Origin of the sequence: Paraburkholderia sp. RL17-347-BIC-D (assembly GCF_046027915.1) — a bacterium.
Classification (GTDB): Bacteria; Pseudomonadota; Gammaproteobacteria; order Burkholderiales; family Burkholderiaceae; genus Paraburkholderia.
In genome coordinates, this window is the sequence record NZ_JARESS010000053.1 from 34,126 (window position 1) to 54,530 (window position 20,405).

Sequence of the window (20,405 nt, forward strand, 5' to 3'; positions counted from 1 at the left end):
TCAATCCGCGCGCAATACGATCGTCGCAAGCGGCGGCAGCGTCAGTGAAGCGGAATGTGGCCAGCCATGGCTCGATTGGGAGTCGGTGTGAATCACGCCGCCGTTGCCCATGTTCGAGCCGCCATACACGCCGGCGTCCGTATTGAGCACTTCCGACCAGCGTCCGCCGCGCGGCATGCCGATCCGGTAACCCACCCGCGGCACCGGCGTCATATTGCACACTACGACGAGTTCGCGGCCCGCGCCATCGGTGCGGCGATAGGCGAACACGCTGTTGCCGCTGTCGTCGCCGATCAGCCATTCGAAGCCGCCCGGCTCGCAATCGAGCAGATACAGCGCGGGCTCTTCGCTGTACAACCGGTTCAGGTCGCGCACCAGCTTCTGCACGCCGTGGTGATTCGAATCGTCGAGCAGATGCCAATGCGGCGACGTATCGTGATCGAACTCCGCCATCTGGCCGAATTCGCCGCCCATGAACAGCAGCTTCTTGCCCGGATGCGTCCACATGAAACCGAAGTACGCGCGCAGGTTGGCGAACTTCTGCCACCTGTCGCCGGGCATCTTGCCGAGGAGCGACCCCTTGCCGTGCACTACTTCATCGTGCGAGAGCGGCAGCACGAAGCGCTCCGAATACGCGTACACCATGCCGAACGTCAGCATGTGGTGATGGTATTGGCGGTAGACCGGATCTTCTTCCATGTAGTGCAGCGTGTCGTGCATCCAGCCCATGTTCCACTTGAACTGGAAACCGAGGCCACCGTCTTCGACACGCGCCGTCACGCCTGGCCACGCGGTCGATTCCTCGGCGATCGTGATTGCGCCCGGCGCGCCCGGCACGTAGCCGACTTCGTGATTCAGGCGCTTGAGGAACGCAATCGATTCGAGGTTCTCGCGGCCGCCGTAAATGTTCGGCACCCACTCACCAGCGGCGCGCGAATAGTCGCGGTACAGCATGGATGCGACCGCATCCACGCGCAACCCGTCGACGTGATAGCGCTTCAACCACGCCAGCCCTGAAGCGACCAGGAACGCGCTCACCTCGTTGCGGCCGAGGTTGTAGATCATCGTGTTCCAATCCTGGTGATAGCCTTCGCGCGGGTCGGCGTGCTCGTAGAGCGGCGTGCCGTCGAAGTCGATCAGGCCATGCGCGTCGTTCGGAAAGTGCGCCGGCACCCAGTCGAGAATCACGCCGAGTCCGGCTTCGTGCGCCTTGTCGACGAATCTTGCGAACTGTTCGGGTTTGCCGAAGCGCGCCGACGGCGCGAACTGCCCAAGCGGCTGATAGCCCCACGATCCGCCGAACGGATGCTCCGCAATCGGCATGAACTCCACGTGAGTGAAGCCCATGCTTTTCACGTACGGAATCATCCGCTCCGCGAGTTCATCCCAGTCGAGTCCGCGCTGACCTTGTTCCGCGACGCGCAGCCAGGACTCGGCATGCGCTTCGTAGATCGAGATTGGCGAACGCGGCGTCTGCTTGCTGGCGCGTGACTGGATCCATTCGTGATCGGTCCACGGAAACTGCTCGATTTCGTCGACATGCGCAACGATCGACGCGGTGCCCGGCGGCTTTTCCGTTTGCATCGCGCACGGATCGGCCTTCAGGGGCAGCGGATGACCGTCGCGCGAGAGCAGCTCGTATTTGTAGCGCGTGCCTGGACCGACGCGCGGCACGAACAATTCCCACACGCCGGCCTGATGCCGCAGCCGCATCGGATGACGGCGGCCGTCCCACGCATTGAAGTCGCCCACCACCGAAACGCGCCGCGCGTTCGGCGCCCACACGGCGAAGCGCACGCCCGGCACGCCGTGGAATTCCATCGGATGGGCGCCGAGGCATTCGAGCACCGCGTACGGATCGCCGCCGGCGAGCCGGCCGAGCGGCTCGTCGCCGAGAACCGGACCGAACGAATATGTGTCCTCGATTTCCTGCACCACGCCATGCCAGTCGATGCGCAAACGGTACGGCGCCGCGGCCGTGACGCGGCCTGCAAAGAGGCCCGGCCGCAACTGTTCGAGCTCGCCGAGCAACGCACCGTCGGCGCGGGAAATCACGCTGACGTGCGCGGCGTTCGGCAACAGTGCGCGCACCACCGGCCCCGCGTTCGTCTGATGCAGCCCGAGCTGTGAGAAAGGATCGGGGTGGCGCGCTTCGACGAGCGCGTCGATCTCGAGCGGTTGAAGGCCTACGGCCGGATCATGCTCACTCATAGTCGCCCTCGGCCGGGTTAGGCGGCGTGGCGGCGCCTGGCGCCTGGGTTGAAGAATCGTGGCCGTGTGCGCCGGTGTCGCCGAGCAAACGGCTGGCGAGCGCGGCGAGGCCGCGTACCGGCAAGCTGAGCCACGTCGGGCGGTTGGCCGCTTCATAACGGATTTCGTAGGCGGCTTTTTCGATCAGGAACAGATCGAGCAAGGCCTGTTCGGCTTCGGGCGCGACGAGCGGCGTCGACGCTTGCGCGGCAGCCGCGCGGTACTCGCTGAGGAACGTCTCGGTGGCATACGCGCGGAAACGGTCGAACAGCGTGCGCTTGCGATCGGCGGTCTGTTGCGGCGCGGCCTCCGTGGTGGACTGCGCAGCGGCGCTTGCGTACGACAGCGAGCGCATCAGGCCAGCCACGTCACGCAGCGGGCTCGACTTCTGACGACGTTCTTCGAGCGTGCGTGCCGGCTCGCCTTCGAAGTCGATCAGATACGCGTCGCCTTGCGCGACCAGCACCTGGCCGAGGTGGAAGTCGCCGTGAATGCGAATGCGCAGCGCGCCCGCGTCGGCGGAAACCAGCTTGTCGACGACGGCCACCAGTTCCTTGCGACGGTCGATCAGGCTTTGCGCCAGCGCCTTGGTTTCCGGATCGCTCATCTGCTCGATGCGCGGCGCGAGCAGATCGAGCGCGCTGGCGAGCATCGCCTGCGTGCCGTCCACCCATGCCTTCACCTGCTCCGCGCTGGCGGGTTCCGGCGCGAACGCCGGGTCGTCCGTCGGCGAGGCGAGCGTCACGTGCAATTCGCCCAGCCGTCTGCCGATGATGCCGGCCAACGTGCTGTAGCCTTCCACCAGAATCGCCTCGTTGGTGCGGTCCGACGCCGATTGCGATTCGGTATCGACGGCGATCGCGAGTTCGTCCACGGAGCGGCGCAGATAGTCGAGCGACCAGTTCCACGCGTCGCCCTGATTCTCGATATAGCCTTGCAGAATACACAGCGTATGCGGCACGCCTTCGGGATCGACGCGCACCACTTCGCCATATAGCGGCGCGGTATTCGCGTAACCCAATTGCGTCAGGTACCGACTGATTTCGGCTTCCGGATGGACGCCGCTCACGAGGCGGCGCACCAGTTTCAGCACGACCGCATCGGCGATGATCAACGAACTGTTGCTCTGTTCCGCCGCGAGCCAGCGGATCTCCGGCCGCTCGCCGAGCCCCTCGAGTTCGGCGAAACGCTCAGTCGGCAGAAACTTGATTTCGCTCTTCTGCACGGTCGGCACCACGGCGCGTTCGCGCAGCTTGCGCATCACGCCATGCGCGAAGATCGGCAACGCAAAGGCGTCCGTCAGATGTCCCACGTTGCGGCCGCGCCGCACGCGCGCGAAGGCCAGTTGCTTGAACAACGGGAAAGTCGTTTCGCCGCCCCACGTGATGGCGATCGGCACCACGTAGCGTTCGGTGTGACCACCTACGTCCGCCTCGATTTCGGTGAAGGCGAAACCGCCGTGCGGAATCGTGGTCAACGCCGCGAGCCGCACCGCATTGAGCTTCTGATCCTTCGACGCAAACCAGCGGCGCCGGCTCAGCCACGAAGGCAGCACTTCGGATTCGAGCAGGCGTACGTTCTCCGGCGTCGGTCCGACCTGGCCTTCGCGGATCACGATCGTCACGAATTCCGGCAGCGACTCCGAATGGGCCTGTGCCCACGTCGGACGCTGGCTGCCCTCACACAGCAGGAACCACAGGAAGCCGTACGGCGGGAACGTCAACAGATACGTCAGTTGGCCGATGGCGGGGAACACGGAATCGGCGGTCATTTCGATCGGCACCGAGCCGTTGAACTCGGACAGATCGAGCTCCACCGCTTGCGGCGCGCGCGACAGATTCGCCACGCACAGGATCGGCGGCTCGCCAGGCATTTCGCGCAGATACGCGAGGATCTTGCGGTTTTCCGGCTTCAGGAAACGGATCGTGCCGCGCCCGAACGTCTGTTTCGCGCGGCGCGTGGCGAGCATGCGCCGGGTCCAGTTCAGCAGCGAATGCGGGTCGCGGCTTTGTGCTTCCACATTCACTGCGTCGAAACCGTACAGTGAGCCCATGACCGGCGGCAGCACCAGTTGCTCAGGATCGGCGCGCGAAAATCCGCCGTTGCGATCCGACGACCACTGCATCGGCGTGCGCACGCCGTCGCGATCGCCGAGGTGGATGTTGTCGCCCATGCCCAGTTCGTCTCCGTAATAGATCACGGGCGTGCCCGGCATGGAGAGCAGCAGCGAATTGATCAGTTCGATACGGCGGCGGTCGCGCTCCATCAGCGGCGCGAGGCGGCGGCGAATGCCGAGATTCAGCCGCGCGCGGCGATCGCTCGCGTAGGTGTTCCACAAATAGTCACGCTCGGAATCCGTGACCATCTCCAGCGTCAATTCGTCGTGATTGCGCAGGAAAATCGCCCACTGGTTCGTTTCGGCGAGGTCCGGCGTTTGCCGCATGATGTCGGTGATCGGGAAGCGGTCTTCGCTCGCTATCGACATGTAGATGCGCGGCATCAGCGGAAAGTGGAATGCCATGTGGCATTCGTCTTCATCGCCGAAGTATTCCTTCACGTCTTCCGGCCACTGGTTGGCTTCGGCGAGCAGCATCCGGTTCGGATACTCGGCGTCGATAGTGGCGCGAATCTTCTTGAGCACCTCGTGCGTTTCCGGCAGATTCTCGTTGTTCGTGCCCTCACGTTCCACCAGATATGGCACCGCGTCGAGCCGTAGCCCGTCGATGCCCATATCGAGCCAGAAGCGCATGACCTGCAGCACTTCCTTCAGCACGGCCGGATTGTCGAAATTCAGGTCGGGCTGATGCGAGTAGAAACGGTGCCAGTAATACGCGCCCGCCACGGGATCGTGCGTCCAGTTGGACGGCTCCGAGTCGATAAAGATGATCCGCGTTTCCTGGTATTTCTGATCGGTGTTGGACCACACGTAGTAGTTGCGGTGATTCGAACCCGGCTTCGCGCGGCGCGCGCGCTGAAACCAGGGGTGCTGATCCGACGTGTGGTTGATCACCAGTTCTGTGATCACGCGAATGCCGCGTGCGTGTGCTTCCTGAATGAAGCGCTTCACGTCGGCGATCTGACCGTAGTCGGGGTGCACGTTGCGGTAGTCGGCGATGTCGTAGCCGTCGTCGCGCCGCGGCGATGGATAGAACGGCAGCAGCCAGATCGCGTTCACGCCGAGCTCGGCAATGTAGTCGAGCTTCGCGATCAGGCCGGGAAAATCGCCGACGCCGTCGTTGTTCGCATCGAAGAACGACTTGATGTGCACCTGATAAATGATCGCGTCTTTGTACCAGAGCGGATCGTCGCTCAAGGCCGCCGGTTTGCCGCGCCGATTCGTGCGCGGCTTGGCCGTGTTGCCAGGGACATTGCCCACCGGTGACTGTGTCGTGCTTTGAGCCGGGTCGTCACGCTTCATGTCGCACCTTCCGTTGAGGTTGGGTTGCCAGCGTCTGCGTGATAGTCGCTGTCGGCTTCATCCGGCCGTTCAGCGGGCAGGCCGCCGAGCGGCGCGATGCGCCAGATCGAGAACGGCTGGCCCGACCCGAGCTGGACGTGCTGCCAGCGGCCGTGCCATTCGAAGCGCGCGCCGGTCATCTGGTCGGTGACTTCCAGCGGGCCGTGGTCGTGCAGATTCCATTTCTGGAGAGTCTCCCACGACAATTCGATATCCGCGCCCTGTTCGTTGAACGGGTCGAGATTGATCGCGACGAGGATCACGTTGTCGCGCGATTCGGTCGCTTTCTCGAAGAATAGGATGTGATCGTTGTGCGCGGGCAGGAACGTCAGGCCGAGATGCGTTTGCAGCGCCGGGTTCGCACGGCGAATCCGGTTCAGCGCAGTGATCTCGCCGACGATGTTGCCGGGCCGGTTCCAGTCCCACGCGCGCAACTGGTACTTCTCGGAGTCGAGATATTCCTCGCTGTTCGGCAGCGCGGCGGCCTCGCATAGCTCGAAACCGCTGTACACGCCCCACAAACCGGCCAGCGTCGAGGCGAGCGCGGCGCGAATCAGAAAACCCGTGCGCCCTTGCGATTGCAGATGCCGCGGGTTGATATCCGGCGTATTGACGAAGAAGTTCGGCCGGTACGAATCACGCGCGCCGGTTTGCGTGAGCTCGGTCATGTACTCGATGAAGTCGCGCTTGGATTCCCGCCACGTGAAGTACGTGTACGACTGCGAGAAACCGATCTTGCCGAGCCGGTTCATCATGCGCGGCCGCGTGAAGGCTTCGGCGAGGAAGATCGTGTCGGGATAGCGCGCGCGGATATCGCCGATCACCCACTCCCAGAACGGCAGCGGCTTGGTGTGCGGATTGTCGATGCGGAAAATATGCACGCCCGCTTCGATCCAGAACAGGAACACGTCGCGCAGCGCGAGCCATAAATCGGGCTTGGCGTCGTGCGCATAGAAGTCGGGATTGACGATGTCCTGATACTTCTTCGGCGGATTCTCCGCGTAGCGCAGCGTGCCGTCGGGGCGCCACGCGAACCACGTCGGATGCTCCTTGAGCCACGGGTGATCCGGCGAGCATTGCACCGCGAAGTCGAGCGCGATTTCGAGGCCATGCGCGTGCGCGGCGGCAAGCATCGCCTTGAAGTCGTCGAGCGTGCCGAGTTGCGGATGCACGGCCGTGTGCCCGCCTTCGACCCCGCCGATCGCATACGGACTGCCGACGTCGCCCGGCTGCGCGTTCAGCGTGTTGTTGCGGCCTTTGCGATTCGCCACGCCGATGGGGTGAATCGGCGGGAAATACAGCACGTCGAAACCCATGTCGCGAATGCGCGGCAGCTTCGTCGTGACATCGGCGAAGGTGCCGTGGCGCGATTCGTCGTCGCTCATCGAACGCGGGAAGATTTCGTACCAGCTGGCAAAGCGCGCGGCGGTGCGGTCGGCGTCGATCTTGTAGATGACCGGATCGCGGCTCAGGAACGGCCGGTGGCGCGCGGCGGTCATCGCTTTCGCGGTGGTCGGCGCGAGCAGCAGCGCGAGCTTGGTTTCCGGGTCGGCCTTGGTGAACACCTTGACGATATGTTCGAGCGGTTCGGTGACCGCGCCTTCCGCGGTTTCGACCTCGGCGAGCACCAGCGCGAACAGATGCGACGCCTCGTCCAGTTCGAGTTCGACGGTCTGTCCCGCCTTCAGCTTCTTCTGGACGTGCTCGACCAGCGAAGCGAAGTCGTCGCGCCAGGCGATCACGGTGAATTCGTGCCGGCCGAGGCGTTCGAGCGGAATGCGCGCCTTCCAGATGTCGAGGCCGGCGGGTTGGGCCGGTTCCATCAACACTTCGTGCCAGGCGGTTTCGTCGGCGGCGCGCCAGATCACGGCGGCGGCGATCTTGTCGTGACCTTCGGCGAAGATCGCGGCGGTGATTTCGGCGCGTTCGCCCACGCTGCGCTTGGCCGCGAAGCGGCCGTTGTCGACCGAAGGCGTCACGCTCTCGATCGCCACGCGCGGCGCGCTTAGCGCCTCGATCACGGTCTTGCGGCCGCTGCGCTTGCTGTTCGCCTTGTCGATGGGTGGCGCGAGACGGATCGGCTTCTCCGTGACCGCGCGGAACAGTCCGACCGCGCCGGGCGCGAGCGTGAACGATGTCAGCGTAACGGGTGAGGCGCTGGCGGGCGCATCGAGCGGCACGAAGCGTGTGAAGTTGCCCGGCACGCCCGCCAGGAAGCGCGCGGGGTCGACGCGTACCGGTGCGCCGAGTTCGGGATTGATCGCGATCAAAATCGCTTCGTCGGCCTCGCGCAGGTCGGGCTGGTCGGCGCGCAGCAACACCGCCGCGGGTGCGCCGGGCCCGCTGAGCGGGCGCAATTCACCGTTGGCGTGCAGCGTCTTCGTATTGCGCGACACCTGGTTGGCGTGCGTGATGCGTTCCGAGAGATCGAAATGCTTCGCCTGGACCGCGAGGGCGAACTGCGAAGCATCGCCGCGCGTTTGCGACATCGGCTCGGTGATGCCGTATTCGAAACCCATTGGCATCATCCAGCCCGTACCGATGGCGGCCGACGTGAACAACGCGCGCCGGTAGGCCCGCTCGACGATGGCGGCGTCGTGCGAATCGCTCAACTCGGCGGCGAGGCGGGTACCGTAAGGCGCTTCGGGAAACGCGATCGGCGCGCCGATGCACGCGAGCGCGGCATGTTCCTCGACCATCCAGCTTGCGCGAAAGTCCCACCAGCGCACCGACGAGAACACGCTGTCGAAGCCGGCGCCTTGCAGGCCGAGCAGATCGCCGCGAGCGAGGCCGGGCGTGGCGGCGAGAAAACGCACCTCGGGATGCTGCGCGCGGACCGCGTCGCCCAATTGCCGCCAGACGGCGGCCGGCACGCGATGCGGCGAATCGAACCGGAAGCCGCCCACGCCGGCCTCGGCGAGCGCCAGCAACTGCTGCGTCCACCAGCCGACCAACGCGGCGCTGCTGCCGGCGTCGTTGAAGTTGGCATACGCGACGTTGTCCTCGCGATGCACGTGGCGGGGGTCGAGCCGCGCCTCTTCAGACTCGAATGGGTGGAACCAGTCGGCATGTTCGGCGTACAGCGCGCCATCGGCGGCCATCCGGTCGATCACCAGATCGACCAGCAAGGTCAGGCCGTTCTGACTGGCGGCGCTCGCGAGCGTGCGTATCGCCTCGCTGGCGGGCTGCTGGGTCTCGAATACCGGATGCAGGCGGGCGTGGTTGCCGACCACCTGTCCGTGGCCGGCTCGTCCAGGCGCGAAGAGGCTGCCGATCAGCGCGTGATCGAAGCCCAGCGCGGCTGCATGCGCGAACTGCGCAGGCCATGCATCGAGCGGCCCAACCAGAAGTGAATGAAAAAAGTAAATCCGCGGCGCGTACCCGTTTCGAGGTTCCATCGATCGTTTCCAGATTCGTCCTGCTGCGGTGTGGATGCAAGTGGCATGCGATCACAGCGCTCATTGGGCTTCCAGAGCCGGATACCGCGCGATGCGTCAAGCGAAGGCGCGTACTGGTCAATGTAGTGCAAAGATCGTCACGCCGCTGGCCAGTAAAGGGTGCTTTGACGCCAGGCGTCGATTGCACGGGCCGGCCAGATCGATTCGGAAGACGCAGCAAACGCTGTGCCAGTGCGGCTCGGACGGCAGCGATGGAGGGGTGAGCGTACGCACTGCAGCAAGCTTCGGAGGCAAGTGCGAAAGAAGGCGCGAGGCGCCAAGACGCGTTGCACGGACGGCCGCCGCGTGTAAAACGGGCGGCCGCGGTCCGGGATTTACACGTGGCGCGTCAGGGTCGGGGCGATGCCCGCAAAAGGCGGAGTGTCATTCGGCGAGGGTATTCGTGAGAGGCTTTGTGTCGACAGTATTACGAAGAACCGAGCAAGCCCGCCGCGATGTTCACGCACAAACCCAGCACCGCCACGTTGAAGTAGAACGACAGGACGGATTGCGCGAGCGCGGCGCGGCGAATCGAACGCGAGCGCAGCACCACGTCAGAGGTTTGCGACGCTACGGCGATCGTGAACGAGAAATACAGGAAATCCCAGTAGTCCGGCTGGAGCGCATGGTCGGGAAATAGCAGCGGCGTTTCCTTTGCGTCGGTGTCGTAGTAAATCCGCGCGTAGTGCAGCGTGAAGATGGTCGGGATCAAGAACCATGCGCCGAACATCGTGAGCCCCGTCAGCGCGTAGTGCCAGACGGTGGAGGCGCCGGCTGTCCCCTTGGCCGAGGCCAGTTCCAGCACGATGGCGGCAATGCTCGCAATGGTCGCCACGCAGATCACCATCAGCACCACGCCGGCGTTCTCGTCGTCGCGACGGGCGAATTCGCGCACGCGGCCTTCGTCGGCAACGGCCATGTGCACCCAGATCATCGCCAGATAGCTCCAGATGGCCGCGTCCCAACCGGCCAACACGCGGACCATCGGGCGTGTGTGGGCGGGCACGGCCAGCGCGGCGATGATGCCGAGCGCAAGGCCGACCAGCATGCGCGGTCGATTGCGAAGAACCTGTGGATAGTATTTTGTGAGCATGGAATGTAGGGTGTGGGGCTCTCGCTGTCGCGGATTCTACCCGCGCCTGGACCACCATTTGTCGAATGGGCGGGTCACAGGCTATAGTCTTTCGCAACGCCCTTGCGCGCCGCTTTCAGTTGAAAGGCGATTGGCAGGCGGCACGGCTTTTTTTTGCCGCGCATGCCATGCCGTGCATGCGGTTTCATACGGATGTCATCAGCACCACGTAGCTCAGCTCGCACTGGGTGCGTGCGGGCTCACAAAAGACCGCTCAAGCGGCGCTTAGGCCAGGTTTGGGGTAGAGATCGACGCCACGCGCGAATGGCATCACGCCAGGGTCGCGAGGCAAGTTGAGAATCACTCACCATCTGGAGTCCCCATGACAGATGTACCCAACAACAATGATGCGCACCACGAAGTGACGCATCCAGCAGAGTTGTCGTCGTCCGCCTCGCGCAGAGCGTGGGTGCTCGGTGCATGCGCCGCAGCCGCGGCGCTCGCGTTTGCCGGCGCCGGCCGCTCGCTCTCATGGATCGCCCCGGCGTTTGCCGATACGCCCGCGGGCGGCGGGCTCGACGCATTCCTTGCACTCTCGCAGCGTCTCACCGGCCGTACGGGCTTCGACGCCCCGCTCGGCAAACGCGTCTACGACGCCCTCGCCAAATCCGACAGTCAGTTCACGCAGAACGTCGCCGCGCTCAACACATGGCTGCAAGGTCATGGCGGCGTACCGTCGGATACCGTCACGCAGGCTTTGCAAGTCGACCAGCCCGCGCTCGCGAAATCCGTGAGCGCGATCATGCGCGCGTGGTATCTCGGCCTTGTCGGCGACATGCCGCATGTGGACGTGGTTGCTTATGAAAAAGCGTTGATGTTCGAGCCCGTCAAGGACGTGCTCACGATTCCGTCCTATTGCCGGGACGTGCCGTTCTACTGGACGAAGAAACCGTTGAGCGCGTGAGCGATGTTCGTCTCGCGCGTGCCGCATTGTTCGATTGAGTCATTCGGCGCAGTGGCGGCACGCGAGTACAGCAAACAACGCAAACAAAGATAAGTGCTCTGCACAAGAGGGCAACAATGGCAAACTCAAATTCCGCCGACATCGTCGTAGTCGGTTCGGGCGTGGCGGGCGGACTGGTTGCGCATCAGATGGCGCTGGCCGGCGCGTCGGTGATTCTGCTCGAAGCCGGGCCGCGCATTCCGCGTTGGCAGATCGTCGAGAACTTCCGCAACTCGCCAGTCAAGTCGGATTTCGCGACGCCGTATCCATCGACGCCTTATGCGCCGCATCCCGAGTACGCGCCCGCCAACAATTATCTGATCCAGAAAGGCGACTATCCGTATAGCTCGCAGTACCTGCGGCTGGTGGGCGGCACGACCTGGCATTGGGCGGCGGCCGCATGGCGGCTGTTGCCGTCGGACTTCCAGTTGCACAAGCTGTACGGCGTGGGACGCGACTGGCCTTATCCGTATGAAACGCTGGAGCCGTGGTATTCGGCGGCTGAAGTGCAGCTCGGCGTGTCGGGTCCCGGCAGTTCGATCGATCTCGGCTCGCCGCGCTCGAAACCGTATCCGATGGGCCAGCTTCCGCTCTCGTACATGGATCAGCGTTTCAGCGACGTGCTCAATGCGCAAGGCTTCAAGGTCGTGCCCGAGCCGGTGGCCCGCAACAGCCGTCCGTACGACGCGCGGCCCACCTGCTGCGGCAACAACAACTGCATGCCGATCTGCCCGATCGCCGCGATGTACAACGGCGTCGTGCATGCGGAGAAAGCCGAACAGGCCGGCGCGAAACTGATTCCCGAAGCGGTGGTGTATCGCGTCGAAGCGGACAACAAAGGGCTGATCACCGCGGTCCACTACAAGGACCCGAACGGCAACAGCACGCGCGTGAGCGGCAAACTGTTCGTGCTTGCCGCGAACGGCATCGAAACGCCGAAGCTGATGCTGATGTCGACGTCCGATAAATTCCCGCACGGCGTCGGCAACAGTTCCGATCAGGTGGGCCGCAACCTGATGGATCATCCGGGCACGGGCGTCGCGTTCCTCGCCAATGAACCGCTGTGGCCGGGACGCGGACCGATGGAGATGACCTCGATCGTCAACTTCCGCGATGGCGCGTTCCGTTCGGACTACGCCGCGAAGAAGCTGCATCTCTCGAACGGCGTGCCCACGATGAGCGTGACCGCCGATCTCCTGAAAAAAGGCCTGACCGGCGCCGAACTCGACCGGCAGATACGCGACCGCGCGGCGCGCACGCTGAATATCAACAGCTTCCATGAGCACCTGGCGGAGCCGCAGAACCGCGTGGTACCGTCGGCGGATCACAAGGATGCGCTCGGCATTCCGCAGCCGGAAATCTACTACTCGATCAACGACTACGTGAAGAAAAGCGCGGCCAATACGCACGAACTGTACGCGCAAATCGCCGCGCTGTTCGGCGGCGCCGAGGTCACCTTCGACGACACCTTCGCGCCGAACAATCACATCATGGGCACCACGATCATGGGCAGCGATCCGGCGGATTCGGTCGTCGATGCGGACTGCCGCACGCATGACCACTCCAATCTGTTCATCGCCAGCAGCGGCGTGATGCCGACCGCGGCCTCGGTGAATTGCACGCTGACGATCGCGGCCCTGTCGCTGAAGCTGGCCGACAAGCTCAAGCGTGAAATCTGAGCGTGAACGGAGAGCCACAATGACGAAGAACACCTCTCGCGTGCAGCCGCTCGAGGCGCTTGCGCGGAACGCCCGCCGCCGCCACCTCAGAGTCGCGACGCTGGCCGCGATTTTTTCGCTGTTCGCGCTGTACGTCGCCTGGTATGAGGCGCACGGCCCCGACACGCAACGTAACGACGAACTGCCGATCACGCAGGCCCGCGCCGACGACGCCTCGCAAGCGATCAGCGGCGCGGCCTTGCCGGTGACGGCGGCCGGCGGCGACCTGGTCAAGCGCGGCGAATACCTCGCGCGCGCCGGCGATTGCGTGGCGTGCCACACGGCGGACAAAGCGCGGCCCTTCGCGGGCGGGCTGCCGATCAACACACCGTTCGGCACCATCGTGACGCCGAACATCACGCCCGATCCGGACACCGGCATCGGCCAATGGAGCGACGCCGATTTTCTGCGCGCCATGCATGAGGGCATCGGCAAAGGCGGCGAGCGCCTGTATCCGGCCTTCCCTTATGCGGAGTACACCAAGGTCACCGACCAGGACGTGCTGGCGATTCGCGCGTATCTGAACACGCTCACGCCGATCCACTACACGCCGCCCGGCAACAGCCTGAAATTCCCATTCAATCAGCGCTGGCTGATGGTGTTCTGGAACCTGTTCAATTTCACCGAGGGCCGCTTCGTGCCCGATCCCAAGCAAAGCGCCGAGTGGAATCGCGGTGCGTATCTGGTACAAGGGCTCGCGCATTGCGAGGAATGCCATACGCCGCGCAATTTCACGCAGGGCTTGAAGACGAGTTCGCGTTTCTCCGGCGCGGTGCAGGCCGGCTGGCACGCGTACAACATCACGTCGGACAAGAACAGCGGCGTGGGTAACTGGAGCGACGACGAACTGGTGTCGTATCTGTCGACCGGCGCGGCACCGGGCCGTGCCAATGCGGCCGGTCCGATGGCCGAGGTGATAGCCGACAGCACGCAGTATCTGACGCGCGAGGATCTCGGCTCGATCGTCGCGTATCTGCGCGCGGTGCCGCCGATCAGCGGCGGCGAATCACGCCCGCGCGACCAATGGGGCAATCCCGCCGACGACGTCACGGCGCTGCGCGGCACCGCCGTCCACGCCGTGAACGGTGCGCAACTGTTCGTCGCCAATTGTGCAAGCTGCCATAGCTGGACGGGTCAAGGCGTGGGCGCGAGCGCGCCGGGTGCGTATCCGTCGCTGATTCACAACTCCGTGGTGGGTGCGAGCGACGCCAACAATCTGGCGATGGTGATCCTGCACGGCGTCACCCGTACGACGAAACAGGCGGACGTGTTGATGCCCGCATTCGCCAGCCAGCTCACCGACGACCAGGTGGCCGCCATCACCAACTATGTGACCAGACAGTTCGGCAATCCCCAATCGACCGTGACGGCTGATCAGATCGGCAAATTGCGAACTCAGCAATAGTGACCGCGCAGACGGCGTGTTTCCGGTAAGGCCTGCCGGAAACATGGCGCTTTTGCGTTGATTTGCGTCATTCTCGCCCTCCACGGCGCCAAGAAACGATAGGCAGCGCGCATACGCATTGCGGATGCCGCATTATCATGAACGCATGGCTACCGTACTCGTCAATTCCGTCCAGCATCACCCGGCCAACCGGAGCGGCCGCGACTTCGTGGTCGGGGATCTGCATGGCTGCGTCGATGCATTGCGCTATCTGCTGCGCGTGATCACGTTCGACCCGGAGCGCGACCGGCTCTTCTCGGTCGGCGATCTGGTGGATCGTGGCGAGAATTCCGAACTGGCTCTGGCGCTGCTCGACAAGCCGTGGTTTTTCGCCGTGCTCGGCAATCACGAAGACACGCTGTGCGCGGTCGCCGACGGGCGCTTGCGGCGTCAATGGTGGTACGGAATCGGCGGCATCTGGGCGGCGCAGCTATCCGACGAACGCTTGCAGCATTACGCAGAAATCGTGCGCGGGTTGCCGCTTGCGCGCGTGGTCGGCAGCGGCAAGGAGCGCTTCAATATTCTGCATGCCGAATTCTTCGGCTCGGACGCGGAGCTCGACGCGGGGAATTTCTCCGCCGACACCCGCCAGCGATTGTTGTGGGGCCGCGACCTGGCGTTGGGCAACGGCGATCCGCAGCGGCAGCGCGGTCTCTCGCTGACCTATTGTGGCCACACGCCGATGCGCGACATCAAGCAGGTCGGCTCACAGGTGTTCATCGACACCGGCGCGTTCGGGCCAGGCGGCAAGCTCACGATCGTGGAGCCGCTGGCCTTGCGGCGCTGGTCCGTCTCGACCGAAGAGGCCCGCGCGGAAGGCGCGGCGGCGCTGGCGCTGCCTTGACGGCGGCGTTGGCGACTGCGCGCGCAGGCCACGCGCAGTCCATTTAGGCCGAGCGATCAGCCGACCTGGCTGAGTTCGAACACCATATCCACGCTCGTGCCATTCCAGTTGTATTCCAGATACGCCGCGTGATGGCAGTCGCGCAGCAGCGTTGTTTTGAACGCGGCGAGGCACTCGCCGCCGTCATCCCGTACCGACGGATACACGATACCCGGCGCACCTCCCTCGCGGATGGCCCGGCCGAGAGACTGTCCGGCCAGATAGTCATCCGGCGACAGCACCGCGAGATCCACCGAAGCGTCGCCGCGAATGTCCACCACGCTGCCTTGCGCGGCGACGGTGTAAAGACGCATCTGCTGGCGCATGGGCGGCTCGGCCGTCGCTTCCAGAAATTTCCCTGTGTGATAACGCGTTTCGGCGATCGCGGTGGCGCGTGAGCGCGCGCAATAGAACACGCCGTATGTGCCGTCCGAGAAACGGCTGCCGAGCGGATTCAGATGCGTCAACGCGGCCATGATCGGCCCGTAGCCCGGTCCGAAACGGCGTTCTTCGCGCGGCACCAGATCGAGCTCGCCGACTTCGGTGCGCAGACGGTCGTTGGTCATGGCTTCGAGCGCGTACAGGGCGTCGAAATCTTCCGGCGAAGCGACCCGGTCGAACAGATTGACGGCCGGAAAGCGCGTCGGAATCACGCGATACGCGGGCGACCAATCGAGCGGCGCCGTGCGCCAGCGGTCCTGCCAATGCGGTTGTGTCACGCCCAGCCGCCTCGCATTGCGTCCAGATACTGGCGCACGGCCACGAGGTCGCTGATGTTGCCCGCCAGCATGCGGTCCAGCGCGCGGCGGCCGCCGAACGGCGGCGCGCTGTTGGGACGTTTGATCCAGGTGTCGGCGGCACTGGCTTGCGGCAACAGGATTTGCAGCGCTTTATAGATGCCGAGCAGCAGTGACAGGCGTTCTAGCGTGTCGCGCCCGAGGCGGGCCGTTTCAGGCGCCGACTTCCATTTGAAGTAGGTGGAGCGGCCCGGCGAGCCGAGCAGCACGATCTGTTCTTCCGCGTTCAGGTCCCAGTCGTGCGCGATTTTGAAGAACGCGCGTAGACCCGCCGCGGACATTTCCGTTAGCGTGGGTTCCGAAACTGGCCGACGAATCGGCGCTTCGGGCTGGGTGGCACGGGCAGCGTGAGCCATGAGCGGGTAAGTCCTAATTTGTACTTGAAATTGATATTAGTCTAAATGTGGATTTTTGCAAGAGAATATAATCCGGGCTCGTCATAAAGTCGAAGATCAGGAGAAGCAGGAGATGGGCGTTCGAGCAGTTGCAGCAGGAGCGGCGCTTGCCGTGTGGTGTGTGTCGGGCGCGGCCATGGCCGCGGGTTATGCCGAAGTATGGAATCCGCCGGAGGCGAGCGGGCATGTCACGAAGCCGGGCAAGAGGGTCAAGTCTAGCGCCGGTTCGAAGACAGCGTCGAAGGCCGCTTCGAAGCACGTGACAGCGACGACGGGGCATGGCAACAAGCCGGCGGCGCGCGCCAGCGTGAAGAAGGTGGCGGCCAAGGGCGCCCCGAAGAGCGGGATCAGCGCGACGCATGGAGGCAAAACCCAATCGAAAGCGACCGCGATGGCGCAGAGTAAAAAGCCGCACGCGCAGTTCGTCCAGACCCAACCGAGCCAGGGCAAGGTCGTGCACGCGAATCTGGTGGTCCCGGCTCGTCAGGCTAACCCGCAAACGGCTAAGGTCGCGGCGAAAACCGGCGCGGCGAAACCGGCTGCATCCCACGTGAATGTGCCGGCGCCGTCCGCAAACGTTCAAGCCAATCCGGCGAACGCAACGAGCAATCCCGCCACGGCCAGCAGCGGTTCGCTGCCGCCGATTCTTCACTGATCCGCGGTCAAGCCGCGCGTTTGCGCTTCGGTTTGCTGCCTGGCGCCCCCAACGCGGTGCGCCCAAGTTCGACGATGCGCGCCGACAGCTTTTCCAGGCGCGGCGACTGGACCTTCCACGCGTGCCAGTACAACTCGACGTCGGTGGGCTGCTTCGGCGCCAGGTCGATCAGATCGCCGCGCTCTAACGCATCGCCGAATTCCAGTTCGGGCACCATGCCGTACGCCAGGCCGCGCTGGATCGCCATGTAACGCGGGACCGGCGCGGGCACGTAGTGACAGGGATAGGCTTCCGGCGGCAGGCCGAAGCGCGTCTCGAGAAAACGCGCCTGCAACGCGTCCTTGCGTGAGGACAGGATCACCGGCGCGCGCCGCGCACTTTCGCGCGTCAAGCCATTTGGAAACCATCGCTGCACGAACGCCGCCGACGCCACCAGCCGGTAGCGCATGGCGCCGAGTCGTTCGGCGAAGCAGCCGCGCATGGGCGCCGGTTCGGTGGTGATGCAGCCGATCGCGAGGCCGTTGGCGAGCAGGGCGTGCGTGTGGTCCTGGTCGTCGACGGTCAGGTCGAGCAGCACGTTTTCTTGCAGCAGGATGTCGGAGAGGGCGGGGAAAAACCACGTCGACAGTGTGTCCGCGTTGACGGCGGCGGCGACGCTGAGGAGCGCTTCGTCGGCACGTGCGAGATCGCTGGCGAAATCGTCTTCGAGCAGGGCGGCGCGCCGCAGATATTGCAGCAGACGCTGGCCCATCTGCGTCGCACGGCACGGCCGCGTGCGCACGATCAGTGGGTTGCCCAGCCGTGTTTCGAGCGCCCGCACACGCTGCGATACCGCCGACGACGTGAGATTCAGCCGCACAGCGGCCTGCTCGAAGCTGCCGGTTTCGATGACCGCGCGGACGGCGGCGGTTTGTCGAGGGTCGAGGTCCACGGATCTACTTTGAAAGGGATAACTTTTCTAGCTTAAGCGAAAGGCGGCGAAGTTTATCCGCGGGGGAAGGCGGTGAGTCGTTTTGTCATTGCATCGCCAACCCGTTGGTCACCAGCCGCAAGGTCTCCGCCGACCGCTCGTCCCTGACCCGCGAATGCAGCGTGACGCGCGATTCCGGCAGCGCCGGCAAACCGAGCCGCGCGCCGACGTCGATCAGGCCGCGCGGCGCCACGCGGCGCGCCAGCGGCGACACCGCCAGGCCCGCCGCCACGGCCGCGCCGACGGCCGCCACGCCGCCGCCGACGAATACTTCCTGCCAGCCAACGCCCGCCTGCGCGAGCGCTCGCAGTGCCACGTCGCGCACGTTGCACGGCGGGCTCAACAGCGCCAGCGCCAATGGCTCGCCGACTCGCGGCAACCACGCCGGCGTGGCGAGCCAGCCGAGCGGTTCGCTAAAGAGCACCTGGGCGTCGTCGCGTGGCGGTTCGTCGGCGCCATAGCGGACGATCACCGCGTCGAGGCGGCGTTCGTCGAATTGCGCGAGCAGCGCGGCGGACATGCCCAGATGCAATTCGATCACCAGCCCCGGATCGTGCGCATTGAGCCTGCCGAGCAGGAGCGGCAAGTCCGGTCCCGCGACATGCTCGCTGAGCCCCAACGCGAGCCGCCGGCGCTCGACCGAGAGCGACCCCAGCGCGCGGTCATGCGCGTTCAGCAGGTCGCGCGCGGCGCTGAGGAACGCATTGCCGTCTGCGGACAGGCGCACCACACGCGGCGTACGCTCGAGCAATTGCTTGCCCAGATGGGCTTCCAGCCGCTTGAGCTTGAGGCTGACGGCCGATTGGGTCGTGTCGAGCGCATCCGCCGCACGCGTGAAGCTATGCAGGTCGGCGACCAGAACGAACGCTCGAACCGCGTCGAGATCGAGAACTTTCATTTTCGATGGATATAGATGAAATCATCAATGATGTCTGTTCATTATGACTGAGTGCGCCTAAGCTGTGTTTACCCAGTCAACCGCAGCCAAGGAGTTTCATCATGCCGCTCACACGAATCGCATTGCGCGCAGGCAAGTCCGCCGAATACCGGAAGGCGGTGACGCAGAGCATCCAGCGTTCGCTGGTGGACACCTTCAACGTGCCGAAGGACGACATCTTCATGCTGATCACCGAGCATGACGCCGGCAATTTTGTGTACGACAACCAGTATCTGAACGTGCAGCGAAGCGACGATCTCGTGATCATTCAGATCACGCTGAACAACACGCGCACGCTTGAGATGAAGAAGGCGCTGTACAAGCGTATGGCGGACGAACTGGCGGAATCGCCCGGGCTGCGACGCGAGGATGTATTCATCAATCTCGTCGAGGTGCTGAAGGAGAACTGGTCGTTCGGCAACGGCATCGCGCAGTACGCGTTGTGAAGATTGCGGCCATGACGTGACGTGAAGACGGGCGGCCATGCCGCCCGTCGTTCGTTAGAAAAGCGGCAACGTTACGCAATCGTATCGATCACGCCGCCATCGACGCGCAGCGCCGCGCCGGTCGTCGCCGAGGCCTGCGGCGAGCAGACGTAGACGACCATGTTCGCCACTTCCTCGGTGGTGGCCGCGCGCTGGATGATCGAACTGCTTCGGTGCTCGCGGACGAACTCCGCGGCGACCTGTTCGACGGTTTTACCTTGCTCTTTCGCGGTGTCTTCGACCATCGAACGGAAGCCGTCGGACAGGGTCGGTCCGGGCAGCACGGCATTCACTGTCACGCCACTGCCGGCCGCCTGTTTGGCGATGCCGCGCGCGATGCTCAATTGCGCGGTCTTCGAAAAACCATAGGCGAGCATATCCGGCGGAATATTCAATGCCGACTCGGACGAGATGAACACCACGCGGCCCCATTTGCGCTCCATCATTTCTTTCAGGTAGTGGCGCGTGAGCCGCACGCCCGACATCACGTTGACCTGAAAGTAGCGCTCCCAGTCGTCGTCTTCGGTGGTGAAGATGTCGCCGGGTCCGAAGACGCCGAGGTTGTTCACCAGGATATCCGTCTGCGGCACGGCTTTCGCCAACGCGTCGCAACCTTCCAGCGTGCCGAGGTCGCCCGCGAAGCCCTGCAATTTCGCTTGCGGCGCGGTCTTGCGGATCGTCTCGATCGCGCGGTCCACCGCTTCCTGCTTGCGTCCGTTGATAATGGTCTGCGCGCCTGACGCGGCAATGCCGGTGGCGATCGCAAGCCCGATGCCCGCCGTGGATGCGCTGACGATAGCGGTCTTGCCCGATAGATCGATGTTCACTGTCTTGCTCCTTGTTGACGTTGCGGCGGGGGGGCGGCCACCCCCCCCCCCCGCAAAAAAAAAAGGGGGGGGGGG

General features: G+C 64.3%; 15 protein-coding genes. 6 read left to right on the forward strand and 9 right to left on the reverse strand.

Annotated features, from left to right (window positions below):
- From glgB to P0D96_RS39570, 4 genes are all read right to left on the reverse strand, one after another.
- Positions 1 to 2,211, reverse strand: coding sequence for a 1,4-alpha-glucan branching protein GlgB (gene glgB, locus P0D96_RS39555; protein ID WP_132383666.1), 2,211 nt, complete (start codon positions 2,209 to 2,211; stop codon positions 1 to 3).
- Positions 2,204 to 5,668, reverse strand: a complete 3,465-nt coding sequence (treS, locus tag P0D96_RS39560; RefSeq protein ID WP_408319227.1) for a maltose alpha-D-glucosyltransferase — start codon at positions 5,666 to 5,668, stop codon at positions 2,204 to 2,206. The genes glgB and treS overlap by 8 nt, the downstream gene beginning before the upstream one ends.
- Positions 5,665 to 9,105, reverse strand: a complete 3,441-nt coding sequence (locus tag P0D96_RS39565; RefSeq protein WP_408319229.1) for an alpha-1,4-glucan--maltose-1-phosphate maltosyltransferase — start codon at positions 9,103 to 9,105, stop codon at positions 5,665 to 5,667. The genes treS and P0D96_RS39565 overlap by 4 nt, the downstream gene beginning before the upstream one ends.
- Before the next feature lie 466 nt (positions 9,106 to 9,571).
- Positions 9,572 to 10,237 carry a DUF1345 domain-containing protein gene (locus P0D96_RS39570; RefSeq protein WP_408181657.1) on the reverse strand — a complete coding sequence of 222 codons (666 nt, stop codon included), beginning with the start codon at positions 10,235 to 10,237 and terminating at the stop codon, positions 9,572 to 9,574.
- 361 nt (positions 10,238 to 10,598) lie between these two features.
- Here P0D96_RS39570 and P0D96_RS39575 point away from each other — a divergent pair, with 361 nt between their 5' ends.
- The 4 genes from P0D96_RS39575 (at position 10,599) to P0D96_RS39590 (ending at position 15,225) form a co-directional block, all read left to right on the forward strand.
- Complete coding sequence (locus P0D96_RS39575; RefSeq protein WP_408181656.1) at positions 10,599 to 11,180, forward strand: sugar dehydrogenase complex small subunit; 582 nt, start codon at positions 10,599 to 10,601, stop codon at positions 11,178 to 11,180.
- 116 nt (positions 11,181 to 11,296) lie between these two features.
- On the forward strand, positions 11,297 to 12,898 hold the full coding sequence (locus tag P0D96_RS39580; RefSeq protein WP_408181654.1) for a GMC family oxidoreductase: 1,602 nt from the start codon (positions 11,297 to 11,299) through the stop codon (positions 12,896 to 12,898).
- A gap of 19 nt (positions 12,899 to 12,917) precedes the next feature.
- Entirely contained in the window at positions 12,918 to 14,342 is a 1,425-nt protein-coding gene (locus tag P0D96_RS39585) for a c-type cytochrome (protein WP_408319230.1), read from the forward strand.
- 145 nt (positions 14,343 to 14,487) lie between these two features.
- The gene (locus tag P0D96_RS39590) at positions 14,488 to 15,225 is read left to right on the forward strand and encodes a metallophosphoesterase (protein ID WP_408181650.1); all 738 of its coding nucleotides are present in this window, start codon (positions 14,488 to 14,490) and stop codon (positions 15,223 to 15,225) included.
- A 56-nt stretch (positions 15,226 to 15,281) separates the two neighbouring features.
- Here the strand turns inward: P0D96_RS39590 and P0D96_RS39595 are convergent, their stop codons facing one another.
- Entirely contained in the window at positions 15,282 to 15,983 is a 702-nt protein-coding gene (locus tag P0D96_RS39595; RefSeq protein ID WP_408285045.1) for an RES family NAD+ phosphorylase, read from the reverse strand.
- On the reverse strand, positions 15,980 to 16,417 hold the full coding sequence (locus P0D96_RS39600; RefSeq protein WP_132383684.1) for an MbcA/ParS/Xre antitoxin family protein: 438 nt from the start codon (positions 16,415 to 16,417) through the stop codon (positions 15,980 to 15,982). The genes P0D96_RS39595 and P0D96_RS39600 overlap by 4 nt, the downstream gene beginning before the upstream one ends.
- Positions 16,418 to 16,529: 112 nt before the next feature.
- Between P0D96_RS39600 and P0D96_RS39605 the strand changes: the two genes are divergently transcribed.
- Positions 16,530 to 17,111 carry a hypothetical protein gene (locus P0D96_RS39605; protein WP_408319232.1) on the forward strand — a complete coding sequence of 194 codons (582 nt, stop codon included), beginning with the start codon at positions 16,530 to 16,532 and terminating at the stop codon, positions 17,109 to 17,111.
- Positions 17,112 to 17,118: 7 nt separating this feature from the next.
- Here P0D96_RS39605 and P0D96_RS39610 read toward each other — a convergent pair whose 3' ends face one another.
- Together P0D96_RS39610 and P0D96_RS39615 are read right to left on the reverse strand one after the other, a co-directional pair.
- A complete protein-coding gene (locus P0D96_RS39610) occupies positions 17,119 to 18,042 on the reverse strand; it encodes an HTH-type transcriptional regulator ArgP (RefSeq protein WP_408319234.1) in 924 nt (307 codons plus the stop codon).
- Positions 18,043 to 18,127: 85 nt separating this feature from the next.
- On the reverse strand, positions 18,128 to 18,979 hold the full coding sequence (locus tag P0D96_RS39615) for a LysR family transcriptional regulator (RefSeq protein WP_408319235.1): 852 nt from the start codon (positions 18,977 to 18,979) through the stop codon (positions 18,128 to 18,130).
- Between the two features lie 101 nt (positions 18,980 to 19,080).
- On the opposite strand from P0D96_RS39615, the gene P0D96_RS39620 reads away from it, so the two are divergent.
- Complete coding sequence (locus P0D96_RS39620) at positions 19,081 to 19,464, forward strand: tautomerase family protein (RefSeq protein WP_408319237.1); 384 nt, start codon at positions 19,081 to 19,083, stop codon at positions 19,462 to 19,464.
- 71 nt (positions 19,465 to 19,535) lie between these two features.
- Here the strand turns inward: P0D96_RS39620 and P0D96_RS39625 are convergent, their stop codons facing one another.
- Positions 19,536 to 20,330 (reverse strand): SDR family NAD(P)-dependent oxidoreductase, encoded by a 795-nt coding sequence (locus P0D96_RS39625; protein ID WP_408319239.1) that lies wholly within the window; start codon positions 20,328 to 20,330, stop codon positions 19,536 to 19,538.
- Between the last annotated feature and the right edge of the window lie 75 nt (positions 20,331 to 20,405).

Excerpts from the sequence above, each read along its gene's own strand:
- P0D96_RS39600 (WP_132383684.1), bottom strand. The coding sequence starts at position 16,417 with ATGGCTCACGCTGCCCGTGCCACCCAGCCCGAAGCGCCGATTCGTCGG.
- treS (WP_408319227.1), bottom strand. The coding sequence starts at position 5,668 with ATGAAGCGTGACGACCCGGCTCAAAGCACGACACAGTCACCGGTGGGC.
- P0D96_RS39570 (WP_408181657.1), bottom strand. The coding sequence starts at position 10,237 with ATGCTCACAAAATACTATCCACAGGTTCTTCGCAATCGACCGCGCATG.
- P0D96_RS39590 (WP_408181650.1), top strand. The coding sequence starts at position 14,488 with ATGGCTACCGTACTCGTCAATTCCGTCCAGCATCACCCGGCCAACCGG.
- P0D96_RS39620 (WP_408319237.1), top strand. The coding sequence starts at position 19,081 with ATGCCGCTCACACGAATCGCATTGCGCGCAGGCAAGTCCGCCGAATAC.
- P0D96_RS39585 (WP_408319230.1), top strand. The coding sequence starts at position 12,918 with ATGACGAAGAACACCTCTCGCGTGCAGCCGCTCGAGGCGCTTGCGCGG.
- P0D96_RS39615 (WP_408319235.1), bottom strand. The coding sequence starts at position 18,979 with ATGAAAGTTCTCGATCTCGACGCGGTTCGAGCGTTCGTTCTGGTCGCC.
- glgB (WP_132383666.1), bottom strand. The coding sequence starts at position 2,211 with ATGAGTGAGCATGATCCGGCCGTAGGCCTTCAACCGCTCGAGATCGAC.
- P0D96_RS39565 (WP_408319229.1), bottom strand. The coding sequence starts at position 9,105 with ATGGAACCTCGAAACGGGTACGCGCCGCGGATTTACTTTTTTCATTCA.
- P0D96_RS39575 (WP_408181656.1), top strand. The coding sequence starts at position 10,599 with ATGACAGATGTACCCAACAACAATGATGCGCACCACGAAGTGACGCAT.
- P0D96_RS39580 (WP_408181654.1), top strand. The coding sequence starts at position 11,297 with ATGGCAAACTCAAATTCCGCCGACATCGTCGTAGTCGGTTCGGGCGTG.
- P0D96_RS39605 (WP_408319232.1), top strand. The coding sequence starts at position 16,530 with ATGGGCGTTCGAGCAGTTGCAGCAGGAGCGGCGCTTGCCGTGTGGTGT.